The following is an 18,829-nucleotide window of genomic DNA, read 5'->3' on the forward strand; positions in this document are numbered from 1 at the left end:
CGAATTTATCAATTGATCAAAGCTGGCTTAACTTAACCAGAGTTGGAAAGATGTCGTTGGCGGATTACCTGTCAGCCACTAACTATTAGGTTAGGTAAATATTAGGTAGGTAACGGGGTGGGAGACTATTCCCCAGTTAGTTACTAAGGTTTGCTAATATATATAGTCTGATCCCCGAGTTAATTTCCACTCAATCCGCCAACGGGGTTTGTAATCTGTAAGTTGCCAGTTTTCCCTTAGATTTACCTGTCAGTAGTTATACTTAGCACCGGCCTAAACTGAGATTTACCCCTTGTTAAGGGATCATCAATAAGCTCAGGTTATGACCGTGTGCAGTATAGTTACTATCAGATAGTTACTCTTAGTTACTCTAAGGGTGATATCTGGGTACTATCGTCCTGCTGGAGCTTTGCTACTTCTTGAGCCAGGGTGTTCACCGTAAAGCGAATTTGCTCCTCCGTATGGTTACAGGTGATAAAGAAGCGCAGGCGGGCAGCATTTTGCGGCACCGATGGATAGAACATAAACGGGACATTGATACCACGCTTAAACAGATTCTGAGAGAGTTGCACCGACTTCAAGGCATCTCCCACAATAATTGGAATCACCGGAGAATCTTTACTCGTCCCTGTGTTGAGTCCCTGTTTCTGGGCTAATTCCAGGAAAAGTTTAGCTCGCTGGTGCAACAGTGCAACTCGCTCTGGTTCTGCCTTCAGTAGCCTTATGGAAGCCAAGACCGAGGCTGCATTAGGGGGGGCTATGCCAACACTATAGACAAATCCGGGCGAGGTATACTTGAGGTATTCTACCACAGCAGCGCAACCAGCAATATAGCCACCGCAGCTAGCAAACGACTTGCTGAGGGTACCCATCCACAAATCTACATCAGCGGGATCAACCCCACAGAACTCACCAACCCCTCGACCGTGTTTGCCCAGTACCCCGATGGAGTGAGCTTCATCTACCATCAGGAAAGCTTTGTGGCGTTTCTTGACTGCAATGAACTGAGGCAAGTCGGGAATGTCACCATCAGTACTGTAAACCCCTTCGATCACAATCAGTACCCGTTGATAGTGGTGACGACGCTCCTGGAGTATTTTCTCCAATGCCTGACAGTCATTATGAGGAAAAGCAATAATGCTCGCTCCCGACAGGATGCATCCCTGTAGAATACTGTTGTGGCTCAGAGAATCATGTAAGATTAGGTCGTTTTTGCCAAATAAGTGACTAATAGTAGTTACGTTAGTAGCATGACCGCCCACATAGACGATACTATCCTCAGTACCAATAAACTCAGCAATTTCTTTTTCGAGCTCTCGATGTAACGGTTTTTCCCCTGACAACAGACGGCTAGCACAGGCGGAGGTACCATAACGATCAATGGCATCCTTTGCTGCTTGAGAAACAACTGGGTCACCACACATCCCCAGATAATTATAAGTGGCATAATTAATCAGTTCTCGGCCACCAATCTGTGTGGTATTGTTTACCACCCGTTCTTGGGGGGTAAAGAAAGGATTGTTGACCCCCAGCGCTTTGATTTCCTCCTGTTGCAATTGCAGTTTGCGGTATTCTGGGTATAGGTGGAAATTATGGTATTCCGGTGGGATATCTTGATTGTCTAGCTTTTCTGCATCTTGATTTGGGATTAGACCGTTTTTGGCCGATAATATATGACCATTCGTTTCCGGTATTGACCTCCTTGACGAGGTTTCTAGGTGAGCTTGTGAGTTTCCTGTTGGTTGTTTAGCAACGTATTCCGCCAAATACTCAGCCAATGCCTCAATATTGTCGTGATCCCATAAAAGGGTTGGGGAAAGCCGATGTCCAAGGAAATTCTCCAGCTCTCCGGATAGGTTTACAGCTTCAATCGAATTCAAACCATAATCGGTAAAATCCCGATGAATATCTATTTCTTGGGCATCCAGCTCAAGTACTTCTGCTAGCTTGGACACTAACCAAGTCGCAATGCTTGATGCTGCTTTAGATAATTTTGGGGAACTGACGGTAGATTTGTGATCACTCGTAACCATAGTGGTCGGTGAGCTTTCTTTCCCGTTCCAGACCTGGTTCAACAATTCCATGTTGCACTCCTTCACCACACTAAAAGATTAGATCACCCAACTCCAGTTACTGGCACTGGGTGATCGTCTGCCCTTACCCCTCCATGACTTTTCGATCATTGAGTCTAGTTGTGAACCTTCAACAGCTAACAATGTTCTAAACAGAGATTATGCCTCTATTTCGGTCTAGTTGTCACTCTTGAAGCCAATGAATTGCTATTTTTGGGGTTGACTTGATGGTTATTTTGCCACGAACTACTAAAACTTGTGAAAAATTATATCAATCAAGTCAAGTCTACCCTCTTGCGCCGATAGCGTTTGACAGGTAAGCTATTTTTCATCTAAAAATCTGTTTCGTAAGATGCAGATTTTGTTGATTGGGTCTGGTAACTTCGCCTCTAGGCTTGGTATGAGGGGAAACAAAGCAGGGATAATTCGCGATCGCATAATGGCAAACCATAAAGCTAAATACTCCAACTTAGTCGATCTCGTGGTCGATAGAGCGCTAAACCAACCTAACCAAATTGCTTACACTTTCCTAGCAGACGGGGAAACAGAATCTGGTCATCTGACCTATCAACAGTTAGATCAACAAGCCAGAGCCATTGCTGCTCAGCTACAGTCTCTAGTTGCCAGGGGCTCCCGTGCCTTATTAGTCTACCCCTATACCGCTGGTTTAGAGTTCATTGCCGCTTTCTTTGGGTGTCTGTATGCCTCAGTTGTAGCAGTGACCGCTAATCCCCCCCGGTCGAAACAGGCTATTGCCCAATTACAGCAGCGGGTCATTTCTTCCCAAGCCACAGTAGCCCTTACTACCACAGACCTCTGGAAAAGAATCCAGCAGCAGTGTGCCTCGAATCCAGAATTAGCCCCAACCTTAACTGAACTGTCCTGGATAGAAACCAACGAAATTTCCCCGTCTCTAGCATCAGACTGGATTGAAACCGAGCGCCCAGATCAGGATAGCTTAGCCTTTCTACAGTACACCTCAGGGTCTACCGGTAAGCCAAAAGGGGTAATGGTGACCCATGGTAATATTCTGTACAACTCAGCCTTGATCTATCAGTGCTTCGAGCATACCCTTAACAGTCAAGGAGTGATCTGGTTACCCTTGTTTCATGATATGGGCTTGATTGGTGGCGTGATCCAGCCCATCTATGGGAGATTTCCCCTTACACTCATGTCACCAGTAGCCTTGATACAGAAACCCGTTTGCTGGCTCCAAGCCATTTCCCGCTATAAAGCCACCACCAGTGGTGGTCCCAATTTTGCCTATGACCTATTGTGTCGCCAGGTCACTCCGGAACAGATGGAAACTCTAGACCTCAGCAGTTGGGAAGTAGCGTTTTCCGGTGCTGAACCGATTCGAGCCGAAACCCTAGAACGGTTTGCCGAGACCTTTGCACCTTGTGGGTTTAGACCAGAAGCATTTTACCCCTGCTACGGTATGGCTGAAACCACATTATTTATTTCCGGGGGATTGAAAGCTAACCCTCCGGTGATTAAGTATGTTGAGCAAGGTGCCCTAGGAGAAAATCAGGTGGTAGCTGCTACGAAAGACCAACAGGGAACACAAAGGATTGTCGGCTGTGGTCAGCCCTGGTTAGATGATCACGTGGTAATTGTTGACCCGGAAACCCTAATAGAGTGTCCAGAGAATAAAGTCGGCGAAATTTGGGTATCTGGTAATGGTGTCGGCAAGGGCTATTGGAATCAACCAGAGGAAACAGAACGGACATTTGGTGCCTATATAAAAGACACCGGCACTGGACCATTTCTGCGTACTGGAGACTTAGGATTCCTACAAGATGGGGAACTGTTTATCACCGGTCGCCTCAAAGAATTGATGATCCTCTGGGGAAACAACCGCTATCCCCAGCATATTGAAGCAACTGTTGAGAAGAGTCATCCAGCTCTGCGACCCAATGCTAGTGCAGCGTTTTCCGTAGATTTAGAAGGGGAAGAACGATTAGTTATTGCTCAAGAGATAAAGCGGAATTACCTTAGACACTTAGTGGTTGATGAAGTAGTGGCAGCCATTCGTCAAGCAGTAGCCCAAGAGCATATTGCTGATGTTTATGGGATTGTGCTGCTCAAAACCGGAAGTATTCCCAAGACCTCTAGTGGGAAGATTAAACGTCGGGAATGTCGGCTGCGATTTCTTGATGGAACTTTAGAAGCAGTAGGTGAATGGCGACAGAGTCAACAACAGCCCCGTAGTATTACCGATCTGTTGAGTCAGTTGAATGTTGGTGGCTCAGAATCCTAACGTTATTATTGGGATGATTTAGGGATCCGTCTAGGAATTGTCATAATTTTTGATGCCATATTACCTACTCCCAGATCCGCTGCTCCCTATTCCCAGATCCGCTGTTCCCTATTCCCTTTGCTATTAAATGTGTTAAAGATTACTAATTACCAGTTACTAATTGCGACCATCACTAGCAATTTATGAATTTTTTTAGCAACCAGTCAAAAAAATAATTATGTATGGTAAAATATACCTCTAAGCGCAGCTAATTTAATTAACTATGAAACGTTATTTAGAGGCTCTTAGGGAAAAAGCCAGAAATTTCCTGATCTATGGTATTGGGAAAACACTTATCTACAAGTTGGAAAAGCTAATTACTAATTATTCATTAATTGGTAATTCAACCTTCTTTGAGCCTGACCAATTTAATTGGGTGGAAGAGTTAGAATCTCAATCGATGAGGATTCGCCAAGAGCTCGATCAAGTCTTGAAATATAGAGATAGTCTACCCACCTTCCAAGATATTTCCCCAGACCAGGGAGATTATCTCAGCACAGATAATCGCTGGAAAACCTATGGCTTTTATGGCTATGGAATTAAATCTAAACAAAATTGTAAAAACTGTCCGGAAACCACTCGTATTATCGAAAAAATTCCAGGTATGAAAACGGCATTTTTTTCAATCCTATTACCTGGGAAGCATATCCCTGAACACAGGGGACCTTATAAAGGGGTAATCAGATGTCTTCTAGGATTACGTGTTCCTGAACCAAAGGAAAATTGTCGGATTCGTGTTGGTAACGACATTCGCTATTGGGAAGAAGGAAAAGCGATGATATTTGATGATACCTTCCCCCATGAGGTATGGAATGAAACCGATGGAATCCGGGTGGTTTTATTTCTAGATATTGTTAGACCCCTCCGTTTTCCTGCTTCATGGATTAATCTATTATTTATTAAACTAATTGCTTGGTCACCCTACGTTCAAGATGCTATGGCTAATCAGAAAAAATGGGAAAAACGCTTAGATAAGGTGTTTGCTGGCTCTTGAAGAAATAGGGAATAGGGAATAGGGAATAGGGAATAGGGAATAGCGATGCATCGCTTTTATCGTACTTCCTGAATCAAGACTGCAGAGGTAAAAATAATTTTTTACCTTTTCTTTGTTACCTTTTCTTTCTTTCCTGCTCCCTACGAGGTACACAGGTTTTTTCCCCTCTTACCTTTGATATCCTAAATCTTATGTCGTAGTGGTCAGGTTGGCAGAAATTATATGTACCATTTCGGTGCTTTGGCGGCTGGGTTGTTTAGCAAACCTACCGGTGGCGCAGATACCTTCATCAAGCAGTTAGGGTTCACGGATCTTTATTTTGGTTCAGGGGATTTTCCCCATAAGCTCGGGTATTCCCAAACCGTGCCAATCCCTGGGCATCTGAGCATACAAGAAAATTTACCGGTACCAATTCCAGATGCGATCGCAAAATTCCTACTCAAACGGAAGCTGGCGATGACAGGATTTGTCGAAGACTTGCCCCAACCGGAAAATAGGGTAGAGGTTAGCAACACAGGAGCGATCCATCTATTCCACAAATTTCATCCTTACGATATTTACCGCTCCCGTTACTATATGGGCCAGCTCAAGAAAGTGATGGGCCATGCTGGGGTAGTATTCATGTTTGGTGCCACCGGGGATAAAGATGATCGTCACACAGCCCATCAAGTGGGCACCACACGTTTTGGTACCGATTCCAAAACATCAGTGCTTGACCCATACTGCCGTTTGCACGATCATGACAATGTATTTGTTGTGGATGGTGGATTTATGCCAACCTCTTTGGGGGTTAGTCCTGCTTTAACCATAGTAGCTAATGCACTGCGAGTGGCAGATTATATTAACGAGACTTGTTAGCATGAAAACTGTTGTAATCACAGGAATTTCCGGCACCCTCGGCAGTGCGTTAGGTCAAGAGTACATCAATCGTGGTTGGCAAGTAGTTGGTGTAACCCGTCAAGAAACCCTCGAAGGTAACTATTTCAATACATTGTGTGTGTCTCAACAACAAACCCTTGAAGATGCCCAAAAGTTGCTTGAGTATGACCCCGATGTGATTATCCTGAATGCAGGACAAATCGAAACTGAGGTAGGGGATGGAGGAGTGCCACTGGTTGAGATAGTAGAATCGATGAACCGTGTTAACTACAGTTGGCCAGCATTGGTAGCCCTCGAAGCAGCCAAGCTAAAGCGCGAGCGACCCCTAGATGTTGTTGCTATTGGTTCCATCGCAGATGGTAGCCCTTCTTGTTTTGGTCCACTCTATCATTCTGGTAAAATCCCTTTGCACTATTACTGGTCAGGTGTTGGACCAATCGTTTACCACGCCAGCAATCATCAAATTCCCATGAGGCTTTACCGTCCTGGTGTGATCAGCGGTCCCTTGGCTTGGGCACCAGTGAACCGTCTCAATGAAAAAGGTTATAAAATCCGAGCTAACCGAGTCAATTCTGCTCCTCCTGCTGAAAAAGTGGCTAAGACAATCGCCAGCTGGATTGAGAAAAACCAAGAATGGGTGGGAACTTATGATGAGCCTTTTAGCTTGAAAATATTCAAATACGTCTCCTCTTTGCTTTGTTCCCCAATTTATTTAACAAACTACAGTTGTTTGGATGGCATCGGTGCAGCAAATTAGTCTAACTATGAAATAGGTAATTTCGGTAAGAATGTCGGAAGTGTGGGAATGGGAATGATTGTTAATAATTGATGTATTATTTACCAAATGTATGTTAAAAATTAATTCCAGTAAAATAAATTATTGTTACTCGAAGCTCCTAACCTAAAAATCCTAAATTGGAGCATAGTTGGTTATGTCGGAATTAGGCTAAAGTAATGATTTTAAATGTTTTGTGTAAGTGGTTTTGTGTAAGTTGTTGAGTGCAGGGGTAAAAGGTGTCACAAACTATTCTCCAAGCAGCCACATTAGTTGATATCCTGCGCTACAGAGCAGTTAACCAGCCAGATGCGATCGCATATACCTTTTTGGTGGATGGAGAAACCGAACAGGTCAGTCTGACTTACCAAGAGTTGGAGCAAAAAGCCCAAGCGATCGCGTTCCACCTGCAATCAATATATTCCCCAGGAGAAACTGCCCTACTACTGTATCCTCCTGGTCTAGACTATATTTGTGCATTTTTCGGGTGTCTGTACGCTGGGGTTGTAGCTGTCCCCGCTTATCCTCCTAGACCAAACCGCTCCCTTGTCCGTGTTCAGGCAATTGTCAAGGATTCCCTGGCAAGGGTAGCCCTAACTACCCAAGCAATCCTGTCTAATTTAGAGCGACGGTTTACTCAAGCTCCAGAACTGAAGACACTGCACTGGCTAGCCACAGAAAACATCAACGGCAACTTAGCTCAATCATGGCAGCAACCAGCTATAGATGGTAGCACCCTAGCTTTTCTCCAATACACCTCTGGTTCAACCGCTGCCCCGAAGGGAGTGATGATTAGCCACAGCAATCTAGTCCATAATTCAGGTGCTATCTATCAGTATTTTGAGCACACCGACCAGAGCAGTGTGGTGAGTTGGTTGCCGATGTACCATGACATGGGTCTGATTGGTGGCATACTCCAACCTCTATACGGCGGTTTTCCAGCTACTCTCATGTCCCCCTTGATGTTTTTGCAAAGTCCGATCCGCTGGTTAAAAGCAATTTCCAACTATCGAGCCACCAGCAGTGGAGGACCAAACTTTGGTTACGACTTATGCGATCGCAAAATCAAGCCGGAACAACTAACAAACTTGGATTTGAGTAGTTGGGACATTGCCTTTAACGGAGCTGAGCCCATTAACTCGGCCATTTTAGAGCGGTTTGCCACAAAGTTTGAGTCCTGTGGCTTCCGCCGAGAAGCATTCTACCCTTGCTATGGCATGGCTGAAGCCACCTTAATGGTTTCTGGTGGTCTCAAAAGTGCCCCAATTGTCTTAAAAACAGTTGAGGGGGCAGCACTGGAGCAAAATCAGGTTGTCCCAGCTAGTGTTGATCAAGAAGGTACCCTTACTCTGGTAGGCTGTGGTCAAAGCCTGCCAGACCAGCAGATTGTAATTGTCCATCCTGAAACCTTGACCCCATGTGAACCAGGACAAGTGGGAGAAATTTGGGTATCAGGACCAAGCATTGCCCAAGGTTACTGGAATCAACCGGCAACAACAAAACACAACTTTGGCGTAACCCTAGCACCGATGGGGGAAAAGCCATTTCTACGCACCGGTGACTTGGGATTCATGCTCGATGGTGAATTATTTATTACTGGTCGTCTGAAGGATCTGATCATTATCAATGGTCGTAACCACTATCCCCAAGATATTGAATGGACCGTAGAAAACACCCACTCCTTGCTCAGACCCACGTGTTCGGCAGGATTTTCCGTGAATATTGCTGGTGAGGAACAGTTAGTGGTGATTGCTGAGGTAGAACGTAGCTATTGGAAATCTACTCGGCTAGCCGCTTCTGATCCTGGCAATGGAGCGAAAGGCCATGCCCTTGATACCAAGGAGTTAATCCGGTTAATCAGACGAGCAGTCTTACAACATCACGATTTGCAGGTTCATACTGCTCTGTTGCTCAAACCAGGTACTATTCCCAAGACCTCTAGTGGTAAGATTCAGCGTCATGCCTGTCGCCAGAGTTTTCTAGCGGGAACTCTGGCTGTTATAAATGATGGGGATTAGGCTATTGGCTTTAGGCACCCTTAACCATTAAGATAACACCTTGCCCTAAGCCTCAAAACTTCCTGAACAGACTCGCTTCAGGTGGAATGAGAATTATAGCAGTCGAAGTAAAGGTTAACAGATGTTTATGTTGCCTGTTCCCTTGACACCGGAGATGATATATTATGTCCTAAAGTATACTTTCCTTGAGAGAATTTAACAATTTTGTAACAATTTCGGATAGAATAAGGCATCAGTGGCCTTCGTTGGTAGTTGCAGTAAATAGCTTATGTCGGAGAATTCGTGGTCAGAAAAAGCGCCAAGCCAAGAGCTGAACCAACTTGGCTCTATGCTGTCTAACTTGTCAGAGGAAGAGTTTGAAACTAGCTTATTTTTTCATGGACTAGAAGGACGCCGACGCAAAGCAGCTTTAGTGTTAACCATAGTGTGGTGCATAACCATAGCACTGCATTTGGTGTCTTGGGGGATCTGGGTGAGCTTGGGCTTAACAACGATATTAGGAATTCATTGCCTACGGTTCTTGCTGGCTCGACCGTTAAAAACCCCTCAACCCTTTTTAGATGAGGAGAAAGACGATTTTCCCTTTGTGTCTCTGGTAGTAGCAGCAAAAAATGAAGAAAGTGTCATCAGTAATTTAGTTAAGTCTCTATGTCAATTAGACTACCCGAAAAATCAGTATGAACTGTGGGTAATTGACGATCACAGTACTGACCAAACACCAGAAATCTTAGATAAGTTAGCAGCAACATACGACCAGTTGAAGGTACTGCACCGGAGTGCTAATGCCGGGGGAGGGAAATCAGGAGCACTCAATCAGGTACTTGGTTTAACGAAAGGCGAGATTGTAGCAGTATTTGATGCAGATGCTAAAGTTCCCAAAGATATGCTAAGGCGGGTGTTGCCCTTATTTAATAACCCGCGAGTGGGAGCAGTGCAGGTCAGAAAAGCGATCGCAAATGCAGCACTGAATTTCTGGACACGAGGGCAAATGGCAGAAATGGCTCTCGACAGCTATTTCCAACAGCAACGTATAGCAGTGGGTGGGATTGCTGAATTGCGGGGCAATGGTCAGTTTGTCCGACGTTGCGCACTACAGCGTTGCGGTGCCTGGAATGAAGAAACCATCACCGACGACTTAGATTTAACCATTCGCCTACACCTGGATCAGTGGGATATTGGCTTTCTCAATTACCCGCCAGTAGAAGAAGAAGGAGTCACCAGTGCGATCGCACTCTGGCATCAACGGAACCGTTGGGCAGAAGGAGGGTACCAGCGCTATCTAGATTACTGGCGTTTAATTGTAAGTAACCGCCTAGGTTTGCGGAAAACTCTAGATTTATTTACCTACTTGATCATCCAGTACTTTTTGCCCACTGCTGCTGTACCAGACTGTTTGATGGCTATTGCCCGTAACCGTCTACCTATTTTTAGCCCCATTACTGGGCTAACTGTCACCGTATCAGTGATTGGGATGTTTGTTGGGCTGCGCCGCACCAATCAAAATCGACGATTAGGTGTTTCTAACCTGTTGGTTCCTCTATTGCAGACCTTGAGGGGAAATCTTTATCTATTGCACTGGATGGTGGTGATGGCCGCTACAACCGCTCGGATGTCTGTGCGTCCTAAACGGTTGAAATGGGTGAAAACAGTCCATAGAGGTGGTAGCGAAGAATGGAGAATGAAGAATGAAGAATGAAGAATGGAGAATGGAGAATGGAGAATGGAGAATGGAGAATGGAGAATAGATAATAGAGAATGGATAATTATTAATACTAAAATGGTGAATTCCCAATTCTTAATTCTTAATTCTTAATTCTTAATTCTTAATTCTTAATTCCTCATAAAAATTCAACAGCTGTTTAGCTAACGCCTTATTCGTATACTGCTCCATTGCCCGTGCATAACCCAAATCTCCTAATTTCTCAGCCAAATCTGGTTGCTTGATTAGCTGCTGTAAACAATGTCGTAACTCCGACTCATCCTTTTCAGGAAACACCAACCCAGCATCCCCAATCACATAGGGAATTTCTCCAGAATCCGAACCAATTACTGGTACTTTAGATGCCATCGCCTCAATCAGCACATGACCAAACTGTTCCTTCCAACCTACACTAGTTAAGGTTTTAAACTTATAATTAGTCTCTGATGGTAGCACCAGAGTATTCATCACATTAATATAACGAGGTACCTCGTCATGGGGAACACTCTCAAGCCAAATCAGTTGGTCTTTAATTCCCCACTCTGCCGCCTTTTCCATCAATATCGGCTTGAGGGGACCACGCCCTAGCAGCAGCCACTTCCACTGCATCCCAGATAACCCAGCTAGGGCTTTACCTAAAGTCAGTAATCCCTTCTCCTCTACAAACCGTCCCACAAATCCCACCACAAAGTCATTGGGTTGAATTCCCAACTGCTGTTTTAACTCTGGCTGAGGTTGGGGACGAAACAGGCTTTCATCTACCCCCAATTGGGGCATTACTTTAGCTGGTCCGTTATAACCATGTTGTCGCAGGATTTCTACCCCATCCTGATTCCCACAAATCAATCCATCGGTATGGCGCAGATTATACCCTTCCAACACAGACACCGGAAATTTTACCTGGTAGGGCAGATTCCACCAAGTAAAAAATAGGTTTTTCGCCTTCAGTCCCAATAGCTTATTCAGGGTAATAAATTGAGCATAACCTAATGCCTTAGCTCCCTGTTCCACTTGAATAATATTGGGGCGAAACTGTTTCAATAAAGGGATAATATCTAGCCCAAATGTCAGCAGCCCCTGATTATTTTCACTAAAGTTAGACACTGGTACCACCCGAAATGAACCTTCCTCACGGGGTTGGGTTTCAATGATGCGATTTTGGACACCACCAGGACGCCAGCGCCGGGGAACCACCACAGTTACCTCAATGTTAGGTTCTAAGTGAGCGAGTGTTCGTAACTTCTCGCAGTTAAGGTCAACAATATAGGAGTGGCTAGCAACTAATATTTTCATAGGTAATTTTTTGACAGTTAATGGTGGCAGGTTGTTCGCGTAGCGTGGCCTTTGGCCAAGGTTGTTCGCGTAGCGTGGCCTTTGGCCAAGGTTGTTCGCGTAGCGTGGCCTTTGGCCAAGGTTGTTCGCGTAGCGTGACCGAAAGGCCAAGGTTGTTCGCGTAGCGTGGCCTTTGGCCAAGGTTGTTCGCGTAGCGTGGCCTTTGGCCAAGGTTGTTCGCGTAGCGTGGCCTTTGGCCAAGGTTGTTCGCGTAGCGTGGCCTTTGGCCAAGGTTGGAGGTTGGATGTTGGATGTTGAAGGTTGGATGTTGAAGGTTGGATGTTGAAGGTTGGATGTTGAAGGTTGAAGGTTGCAGGTTGTTCGCCCTTGGCGTTCCCGTAGTATCAATCAGCTTGGTTGATGTAGGATTACTCACAATGGTGCGAGATCTCAGTTAAACTTAGCTATGGAAGCATTACCAAACTACTTAATACTAGTAAATAGGGAATGGTAACCCTGGAAAAAATAGGTATTTTTAGTTAGTTTTTGGCTTCAAATATACTTATAATAATTTTGGTTATTACAACACCATTCACTTGAAATTATTAGGAATTTAATATCCTGACGTATGACTCCTAAATTTTAAAGCTTTTCATTAAAAAGGCAAGAGCTGATTAGGTTTATTTAATCGTAGTTTTAAGTTTTAAAAACTGGATTCAACCGTCTAACCTTCAACCGTATAATCCTATAACCTTCAACCTTTTAACCTTCAACCTTTTAACCTTCAACCTTCTAAGGGTCTAGCCGAGTATAAATTTGACCATCATCCCAGATAGATTTGATGCGTGTACCAAGTGCTTTTAAAAAACCCAACATGTAGAAACCAGCACGGCTAATAATTTTGATCGGGGAACCACTTTTATTACAAGGAGGATTTCCTAAGACGTGGCAATCAAATAGACGACCAAACAGCCGTAGCTGTTCACTAAGGGTAAGATTTTTCATCCCCATCAAGAAATGGTTGTGATAAAAGGTCAACTGATACTCAAGCGATCGCGTACTAATATCATGACACCCCCCAGTTTCTTCCCCTAAATGGACTAAATAAGCATCTGGGTCATACCAAATTTGATAACCAGTACGGCGAAATCGCAAACAAAAATCCGACTCCTCACGAACCGCACTCCCCCGGAACTGTTCATCAAAGTGCAGCCCGTATTTAGTAAAAATCTCCCGGCGGAAAGACATATTGCAGCCTCGGGCTGAGATCACCCGTTGAGGCTTAACGGTATGGACTAAGTCTATGTAATACCATGCAATCCCAGGGTCCATGGCCTCCTTAGGCAAGTCCTCAATAGTGTAAGAGGGAGTGGGGGAATCTGCTGCTGCTCCTTTCTCCGCTAGCTTCATCCGGTCAAATACTCGTCCTGCTACTGCCCCAATCTCTGGGGATTGTTCATAGTTACGAGCATGAGCAGTTAAATACCCCGGTGGCATCTTGATATCATCATCGATAAACACAATAATGTCCCCGGATGCCCGCCTTACCCCATAATTTCTTGCCCCAGGTAAACTCGCCCAATCAACCCGGAACCAGCGAATCTTACCAGCATTAGCCAGCTGCTCTAAATAGGATTGAATCTCTGGTTTGTGGGTTCGAGTTTGATCGACAACCAGTACTTCAAAAGCAGGGTAGTCTTGCTTCAGGACATCTTCCAAGGTATCCCGCAAAGGGTCTTCCCGTCCGTAAGTAGGGATAATTACAGAAATCATTGTCGTTGTTTTTAGTACTTTGTCCTTAAGCATTTAACTGCTGATAATGCCGACAATCGATAACAGTTTAAGTGACATGCTATCCTTAGACATCCGTGGTTTTATGGAAAGTTTGACAATTCTCAAGCTAATAGGTAAAACCAATACCAGCTTAGTACAGGGAACAGTGATCCGTGCAGACCTGTTGAAAAAACCCTTTGTCGTTTGCCTTTTGCCTTTTGCTAGGGGTTAATTAATTATTTAGTTAATAAACTAATCAAGGTTGTGAAGGTTTAATGCGTTCGCGAAGCGGTTCCAAAGGAACATCGCATTCCCTGACTTAACTGCTTCGTCATCTGGTTTTGGGATTTCGGCTTAGTGGTGATTATGCGATCGCGAAGCGGTTCCAAAGGAACATCGCATTCCCTGACTTAACTGCTTCGTCATCTGGTTTTGAGATTTCGGCTTAGTGGTGATTATGCGATCGCGTAGCGTGGCCTACGGCCAATCGCTACAGTAGTTCATGTAGGGTGGGCAGTGCTTGAGACCGATGCCTTGGCTGCCCATCAGATTGCTTACCCCTACTCCCCACTCCCTACTACCTACTCCCATTAACCCAGGACGAAAGTCCCTTAAATCCATTACTCATCCGTTGCTCTGAATTATTTCTCATCAAAGTATTTTTTATAAAAACTTCATATATGTAAATATTAACTTTATTTATTTAAAGATTTTATAAATTTGAATTCAAATAGCTAAATTAGTACCGATTCTCTATAATAATATTTTTAGGAAAGGAATCAGGCATCAACATTAACGAGTTCATTGGTTTCATAGCTGTCAACCTAAAGCAGTAAAAGAAAAGAAACCAAGCCTAAGGTCAGCACTTGATATCTAACATTTCAAAATAGCTCATCAAACCAATCTGTCTTGATGCAGTCGCTCATGGGGAGTGTCTGTGTGCGGAACCCCTGTAAGCCCAGTGGAAAGCCAGTTGCTCAGGGGGGAACTCCCAAGAACGCCGACTGAAACTAATTTTTCGTCAGTCAATCAGGAGCTTGACCACGCTATTTCATCCTGTCAATGCCACAAATCAATTCAATAGGAATCAAAAATCATGAAACCTAACCTTTATAAAACATTAGCAGTTACAACTACTACTGGCGCAATTTTAGGTCTTTTTGCTCTTGTCCCTAATCTGGCTCAAGCTGCTGCTATGAAATTTGAGTTTATTAGTACACTTGAGACTCTCAATGATAATCTTGGCTTTGGTATCCTTCGCTATGAGAGTGCCCCTATCACTGGGGTTGGAGTGGAAACTATCCAGATGAATCAGTTAGTTGGTGTCGATTTAGATCTAAAAGCGTCGGCTGAAATTTCTCTTGACATACCAGGTTTAGGATTAGTAACTGATAGTGTTGTCATTGATGAAAGCGATGTCGTTCCCCCAAGTCCATTTCTAACGTTTACGGATGGTATATTAACCAGCTTCACCGATACAATTAACACTAGAAGTAGTACTTTTGGAGTTCCTATTGTTGCTCAAGCTTTAGGCACAACTTTTGAAACTTTTGCTGTTGACCCAACGTCTGGTATAAATATTTTAGTAGAAAAAGGGAATATTGTTTTTAGCACTGTTCCAGAACCAGGAACGATTTTAGGGCTTAGTTTGTTTGGTTTAGGAATGTTGATGAATCGGAAAAAATCAGCGAATTCAAATTAATCCATTAATGTCCAGTTTTGGCCTAGTTGGACTTGGCTGAAAAAAGTGCAATAGTGCTAGGAATCAAGGCTTAATATGGTCATGCTCCTGGCGCTATATCACATTTTTACATTTTTCTGGCGCTTACCCTGCCTTTTGCCCTTTTGCCGTTTTCCTTTTCCCTTTTTCGATGCCTTCATACCTCGTTTCTTTTTAGGTTGAGGCTCGTTTGCCTGTGCTGCCTCTAGTTTCTCTAGTTCCTCTTGTTCTTGGCGATTGATTTCGGGCAACTTGAGCACAACACCAGTAATCAACCAATAATAGACTGCCACTGGATCTACATCCAAGGGATAGTAATAGGTTTGGTAGCTAATAAACAAAATAAGTACCCAATAGCTGGCACCGATACTCCGCAAATCCTTGTTTTTCACTGAGCGGTAAGCCTTGAAGGTAAGTACAGTAATAGCAGTTACAAATACTAGAAAAGCCAGCAGCCCCAGCGGACCAACTTCATGCATCACTTTGGGAAACCAAGTTTCTACCAAACTGGTTTTACCGAAAACACGAGCAGAGTTAGTCGCTCGTCCTAATCCCAGACCAATTAATGAGCCTCTGAGTCTATGCCAGGTAAAAGCAAATTGATTAAGGATAAAATCATCCGCTGGTGCAGCTTCCCAACGACCGATCAAACTATCTATCCGTTCCTGAACTACTTCAGGAAAAGCAGTTGCAGCAATTCCCAATAAAAGTCCTAATCCCCCCAAAATAGGTAAAAATCGTTTAAGGTTAGTGACTTGACCCGTTAAAACCAGCAAGATTAAAGTTACGGTTGGCACCAAAGCCAGAGCAATCCGCTGACCAGAGACTACTGCCAGAACAAAAACCGATGCCATGGCACCTAAACCAACACTTCGCCAACGAGCTGAGGGGTCGCTGAAAGCAGTAGCAAAGCTAAAAAAGGCATTAGAAATCAGGAACCAGCCCCACTGCCAAGGGGCAACAAAGGTTCCCGGTAAGCGGATTTGTCCCACTTGAGGACTATACAATAAAGACCCACCCACAAAACATCTAGCATCTAGGGAAGCTTTGAATAAGGCAGCCCCGTGTCTGAATTGGGTTCCAGCGCATCTACCAGTTTTGAGCATCATGTACTGAATAAAGGCAAGGCTACAGCAAATAATAGCCAGAACTGTGAACATCCTTGAGAGGAATAGTAATTCTTTCTTGCTACGTATCAGGTAGTAGGCACAAAAGATTAAGGGAATGTATCCCAAAAAAACTTTCAAACCCAAAATTCCCATCAGTATCGGCTGTCCATCTTCGCAGGTTATACCTCTACGCATCCCTGGTAGATCTGAACAAGGGGGAAGTAGTTGCTGGGAGCCATTAGCAAACAAAAGTGTCAGCAAACTTGATGCGCACACAATGCCTAAGGGTAGCATTAGGGATTTGGCTACGATGATCGGTTTTCTTTCCTGCTTACACTGCTGTAATAGACCAATCAAAGCAGGGATATAGATACCATCTTTAGCCAGCTGAAGCAGTGGACTATTGCCAATGGAGTAAATGATTGTGCCACTAAAAGGCATATAGATCAGGAATGCCCAAAGTGCTTTGCGAGGATATTTATAGGACAGAACCAGACAAGGCAGACCAGCTACTGCAGCTGCACCAGCTTTAGGATCAACCACCAGAGCCAGCAACACCCCGATAATCGCTCCAAAAGCTGCTGTCATAGTGATGATTTGGATGACTTCTTTACGCGCCCGTTGCGCTCGGCGTTTTTGAGCTAACTGTTGCTTCAGATTTAAGGTTGTGGTCTCAGATGGCGTTTTCCCTTTCTTTGATGACTTAGATTTTGACCGACCTTTGACCATGGCAGAACCATCCCATTGTCTATCGATGTTATTATTTATTAATTTGGCATGTTCAAGTTGAAATTGGTGTTTGCGCGATGATCAAGCCAGCTTGTACAAGCCAAATTCATCACAAATTGATTTGCTCAACGCCTTTCGATTGAAGATGTTAAAGGATAATCTGTCTTCATTTGCTGATATATTCTCACCAGTACCAAGGATATAAACACTACCAGAAAAGGGTAATGGTTTTAGAGGGGTTCCCTTGTTGGCAAGAATATTTTTTACTTTCTCATGATCAATATAAAACTTGTAGTATCCATAACCGCGATTGTATTCAGGTTTCTCAGGTAACTCTAATAAATCCCATCTAATAATATTCGCTGTACCCGACATTCGATAGAATTGTTTTCGTTTTAAATACAAACAATCTTCTCCATCTCGATACTTATAACCTCTATTAATAAACCAGCCATTTCCCTGAGGATTTTGCCTAACAAATTCCGCTAACTGTTTGCTAACACAATCATCGGCATCGACATTCATAGCATGAGTTGGGTCAAATCGACGAGCATAGGTTAATCCTGTCAAAACCTTACGTCCTTTGTCTGTCAATCCTATAGCTATGGGGTTTTTCTCTTTGGGAGTAGGATAATCAACCTCAAGATAAATGATATGGGGATGACTGAATGTAATCTCTGGCTTTTCATTACAAACAACAATTACTCTAAATTCCGATGATGTTTGATTACATACTGATTTTATACACCGTTCAAATAATTTAGATACATGTTCCCAAGACTTGGAAACATTTCGACTCTTGAGTGGAATTACGAAAACTAGCATGATTAACCTATCTTGATAGAAAAACAAGGTAAAAAACTCCCATTAATTTGACTAATTGAGCCAAAGTAACAGGAGTTTTAATGTTAGGGTGAGGTTGCCATGGCGTTATTGGAACCTTGCAAAGAATCAAGCATTTCGTCAGCTATAAGCTAACCAAAATACTGCCAATAGTTTCCTATGCACCCCTATTAAGTATTAAGTTCAGGGTTTTTAACCCTTTTTCCTGACCCTTTCCACCGATCTGGTTTTTGACCGTAGATGGGCAAGGAGTTCTCCTCAAGAGAGACTCAGATCAGGGTTGATGATTTACCGTCAACCATAAACCGTCAACCGTCAACCGTCAACCGTCAACACAACCCGATCACTGAACCGATCTAAGTTAACAAAGATACAAGTTAACTATGCAACTGCTCAGAATAGTTGCTGGAAACATTTTGATCAATCAGTTAGCTAAATATCGCTCAACGACATTAACTAACTCTGATGTCCAGTGGTGAGCAAGTTTAGAATTGGCCGCTTCGACCATCACCCGGATCACGGGTTCAGTACCAGAAGCACGAACCAGAATTCGACCTTGGTCTCCCATGGCTGCTTCCCCTTTTGCGATCGCATTCGTGATCGCCTCACACTCTTGCCATCCACGTCGGCGTTCTCGGTCTTCTACC

The 18,829-nt window shown here is 43.9% G+C and carries 15 protein-coding genes and 1 pseudogene; 8 read left to right on the top strand and 8 right to left on the bottom strand.

Going from position 1 to position 18,829, the window contains the following annotated elements; all coding sequences use genetic code 11:
- Window positions 1-365: 365 nt before the first annotated feature.
- Window positions 366-2,084 (bottom strand): aminotransferase class I/II-fold pyridoxal phosphate-dependent enzyme, encoded by a 1,719-nt coding sequence (locus F6K57_RS15475; RefSeq protein WP_293069031.1) that lies wholly within the window; start codon window positions 2,082-2,084, stop codon window positions 366-368.
- A 427-nt stretch (window positions 2,085-2,511) separates the two neighbouring features.
- Between F6K57_RS15475 and F6K57_RS15480 the strand changes: the two genes are divergently transcribed.
- The 6 genes from F6K57_RS15480 to F6K57_RS15505 all read left to right on the top strand — a co-directional run bounded on the left by F6K57_RS15480 (window position 2,512) and on the right by F6K57_RS15505 (window position 10,733).
- Complete coding sequence (locus tag F6K57_RS15480; RefSeq protein WP_293069077.1) at window positions 2,512-4,332, top strand: fatty acyl-AMP ligase; 1,821 nt, start codon at window positions 2,512-2,514, stop codon at window positions 4,330-4,332.
- A gap of 262 nt (window positions 4,333-4,594) precedes the next feature.
- Window positions 4,595-5,365, top strand: coding sequence for an aspartyl/asparaginyl beta-hydroxylase domain-containing protein (locus tag F6K57_RS15485; protein ID WP_293069034.1), 771 nt, complete (start codon window positions 4,595-4,597; stop codon window positions 5,363-5,365).
- Between the two features lie 222 nt (window positions 5,366-5,587).
- The gene (locus F6K57_RS15490; protein ID WP_293069037.1) at window positions 5,588-6,223 is read left to right on the top strand and encodes a GMC oxidoreductase; all 636 of its coding nucleotides are present in this window, start codon (window positions 5,588-5,590) and stop codon (window positions 6,221-6,223) included.
- Between the two features lies 1 nt (window position 6,224).
- Window positions 6,225-7,001 (top strand): NAD-dependent epimerase/dehydratase family protein, encoded by a 777-nt coding sequence (locus F6K57_RS15495; RefSeq protein WP_293069040.1) that lies wholly within the window; start codon window positions 6,225-6,227, stop codon window positions 6,999-7,001.
- 257 nt (window positions 7,002-7,258) lie between these two features.
- Window positions 7,259-9,037 (top strand): fatty acyl-AMP ligase, encoded by a 1,779-nt coding sequence (locus F6K57_RS15500; RefSeq protein ID WP_293069043.1) that lies wholly within the window; start codon window positions 7,259-7,261, stop codon window positions 9,035-9,037.
- Window positions 9,038-9,305: 268 nt separating this feature from the next.
- On the top strand, window positions 9,306-10,733 hold the full coding sequence (locus tag F6K57_RS15505; protein ID WP_293069046.1) for a glycosyltransferase family 2 protein: 1,428 nt from the start codon (window positions 9,306-9,308) through the stop codon (window positions 10,731-10,733).
- Between the two features lie 120 nt (window positions 10,734-10,853).
- On the opposite strand, the gene hpsO is transcribed toward F6K57_RS15505, so the two are convergent.
- The 3 genes from hpsO to hpsN all read right to left on the bottom strand — a co-directional run bounded on the left by hpsO (window position 10,854) and on the right by hpsN (window position 13,781).
- Window positions 10,854-12,029, bottom strand: a complete 1,176-nt coding sequence (gene hpsO / locus F6K57_RS15510; protein ID WP_293042633.1) for a hormogonium polysaccharide biosynthesis glycosyltransferase HpsO — start codon at window positions 12,027-12,029, stop codon at window positions 10,854-10,856.
- The gene (locus F6K57_RS15515; protein ID WP_293069049.1) at window positions 12,010-12,444 is read right to left on the bottom strand and encodes a hypothetical protein; all 435 of its coding nucleotides are present in this window, start codon (window positions 12,442-12,444) and stop codon (window positions 12,010-12,012) included. The genes hpsO and F6K57_RS15515 overlap by 20 nt, the downstream gene beginning before the upstream one ends.
- Window positions 12,445-12,800: 356 nt before the next feature.
- Window positions 12,801-13,781: a hormogonium polysaccharide biosynthesis glycosyltransferase HpsN gene (hpsN, locus tag F6K57_RS15520; RefSeq protein WP_293069053.1), complete on the bottom strand. Its 981-nt coding sequence runs from the start codon at window positions 13,779-13,781 to the stop codon at window positions 12,801-12,803.
- A 46-nt stretch (window positions 13,782-13,827) separates the two neighbouring features.
- On the opposite strand from hpsN, the gene F6K57_RS15525 reads away from it, so the two are divergent.
- Entirely contained in the window at window positions 13,828-14,013 is a 186-nt protein-coding gene (locus F6K57_RS15525) for a hypothetical protein (RefSeq protein WP_293069056.1), read from the top strand.
- Between the two features lie 245 nt (window positions 14,014-14,258).
- On the opposite strand, the gene F6K57_RS15530 is transcribed toward F6K57_RS15525, so the two are convergent.
- Complete coding sequence (locus F6K57_RS15530; RefSeq protein ID WP_293069059.1) at window positions 14,259-14,402, bottom strand: hypothetical protein; 144 nt, start codon at window positions 14,400-14,402, stop codon at window positions 14,259-14,261.
- A gap of 475 nt (window positions 14,403-14,877) precedes the next feature.
- Here F6K57_RS15530 and F6K57_RS15535 point away from each other — a divergent pair, with 475 nt between their 5' ends.
- Complete coding sequence (locus F6K57_RS15535; RefSeq protein ID WP_293069062.1) at window positions 14,878-15,483, top strand: PEP-CTERM sorting domain-containing protein; 606 nt, start codon at window positions 14,878-14,880, stop codon at window positions 15,481-15,483.
- A 98-nt stretch (window positions 15,484-15,581) separates the two neighbouring features.
- Here the strand turns inward: F6K57_RS15535 and hpsL are convergent, their stop codons facing one another.
- From hpsL to glmM, 3 genes and pseudogenes are all read right to left on the bottom strand, one after another.
- Window positions 15,582-17,339 carry a hormogonium polysaccharide biosynthesis protein HpsL gene (hpsL, locus tag F6K57_RS15540; RefSeq protein ID WP_293069065.1) on the bottom strand — a complete coding sequence of 586 codons (1,758 nt, stop codon included), beginning with the start codon at window positions 17,337-17,339 and terminating at the stop codon, window positions 15,582-15,584.
- Window positions 17,340-17,420: 81 nt separating this feature from the next.
- On the bottom strand, window positions 17,421-18,164 hold the full coding sequence (locus tag F6K57_RS15545; protein WP_293069068.1) for a glycosyltransferase family A protein: 744 nt from the start codon (window positions 18,162-18,164) through the stop codon (window positions 17,421-17,423).
- Window positions 18,165-18,606: 442 nt separating this feature from the next.
- Window positions 18,607-18,829: pseudogene (glmM, locus tag F6K57_RS15550) on the bottom strand (phosphoglucosamine mutase); the annotation flags it as partial.

Source organism: Moorena sp. SIO4A5 (assembly GCF_010672005.1).
Taxonomy (GTDB): domain Bacteria; phylum Cyanobacteriota; class Cyanobacteriia; order Cyanobacteriales; family Coleofasciculaceae; genus Moorena.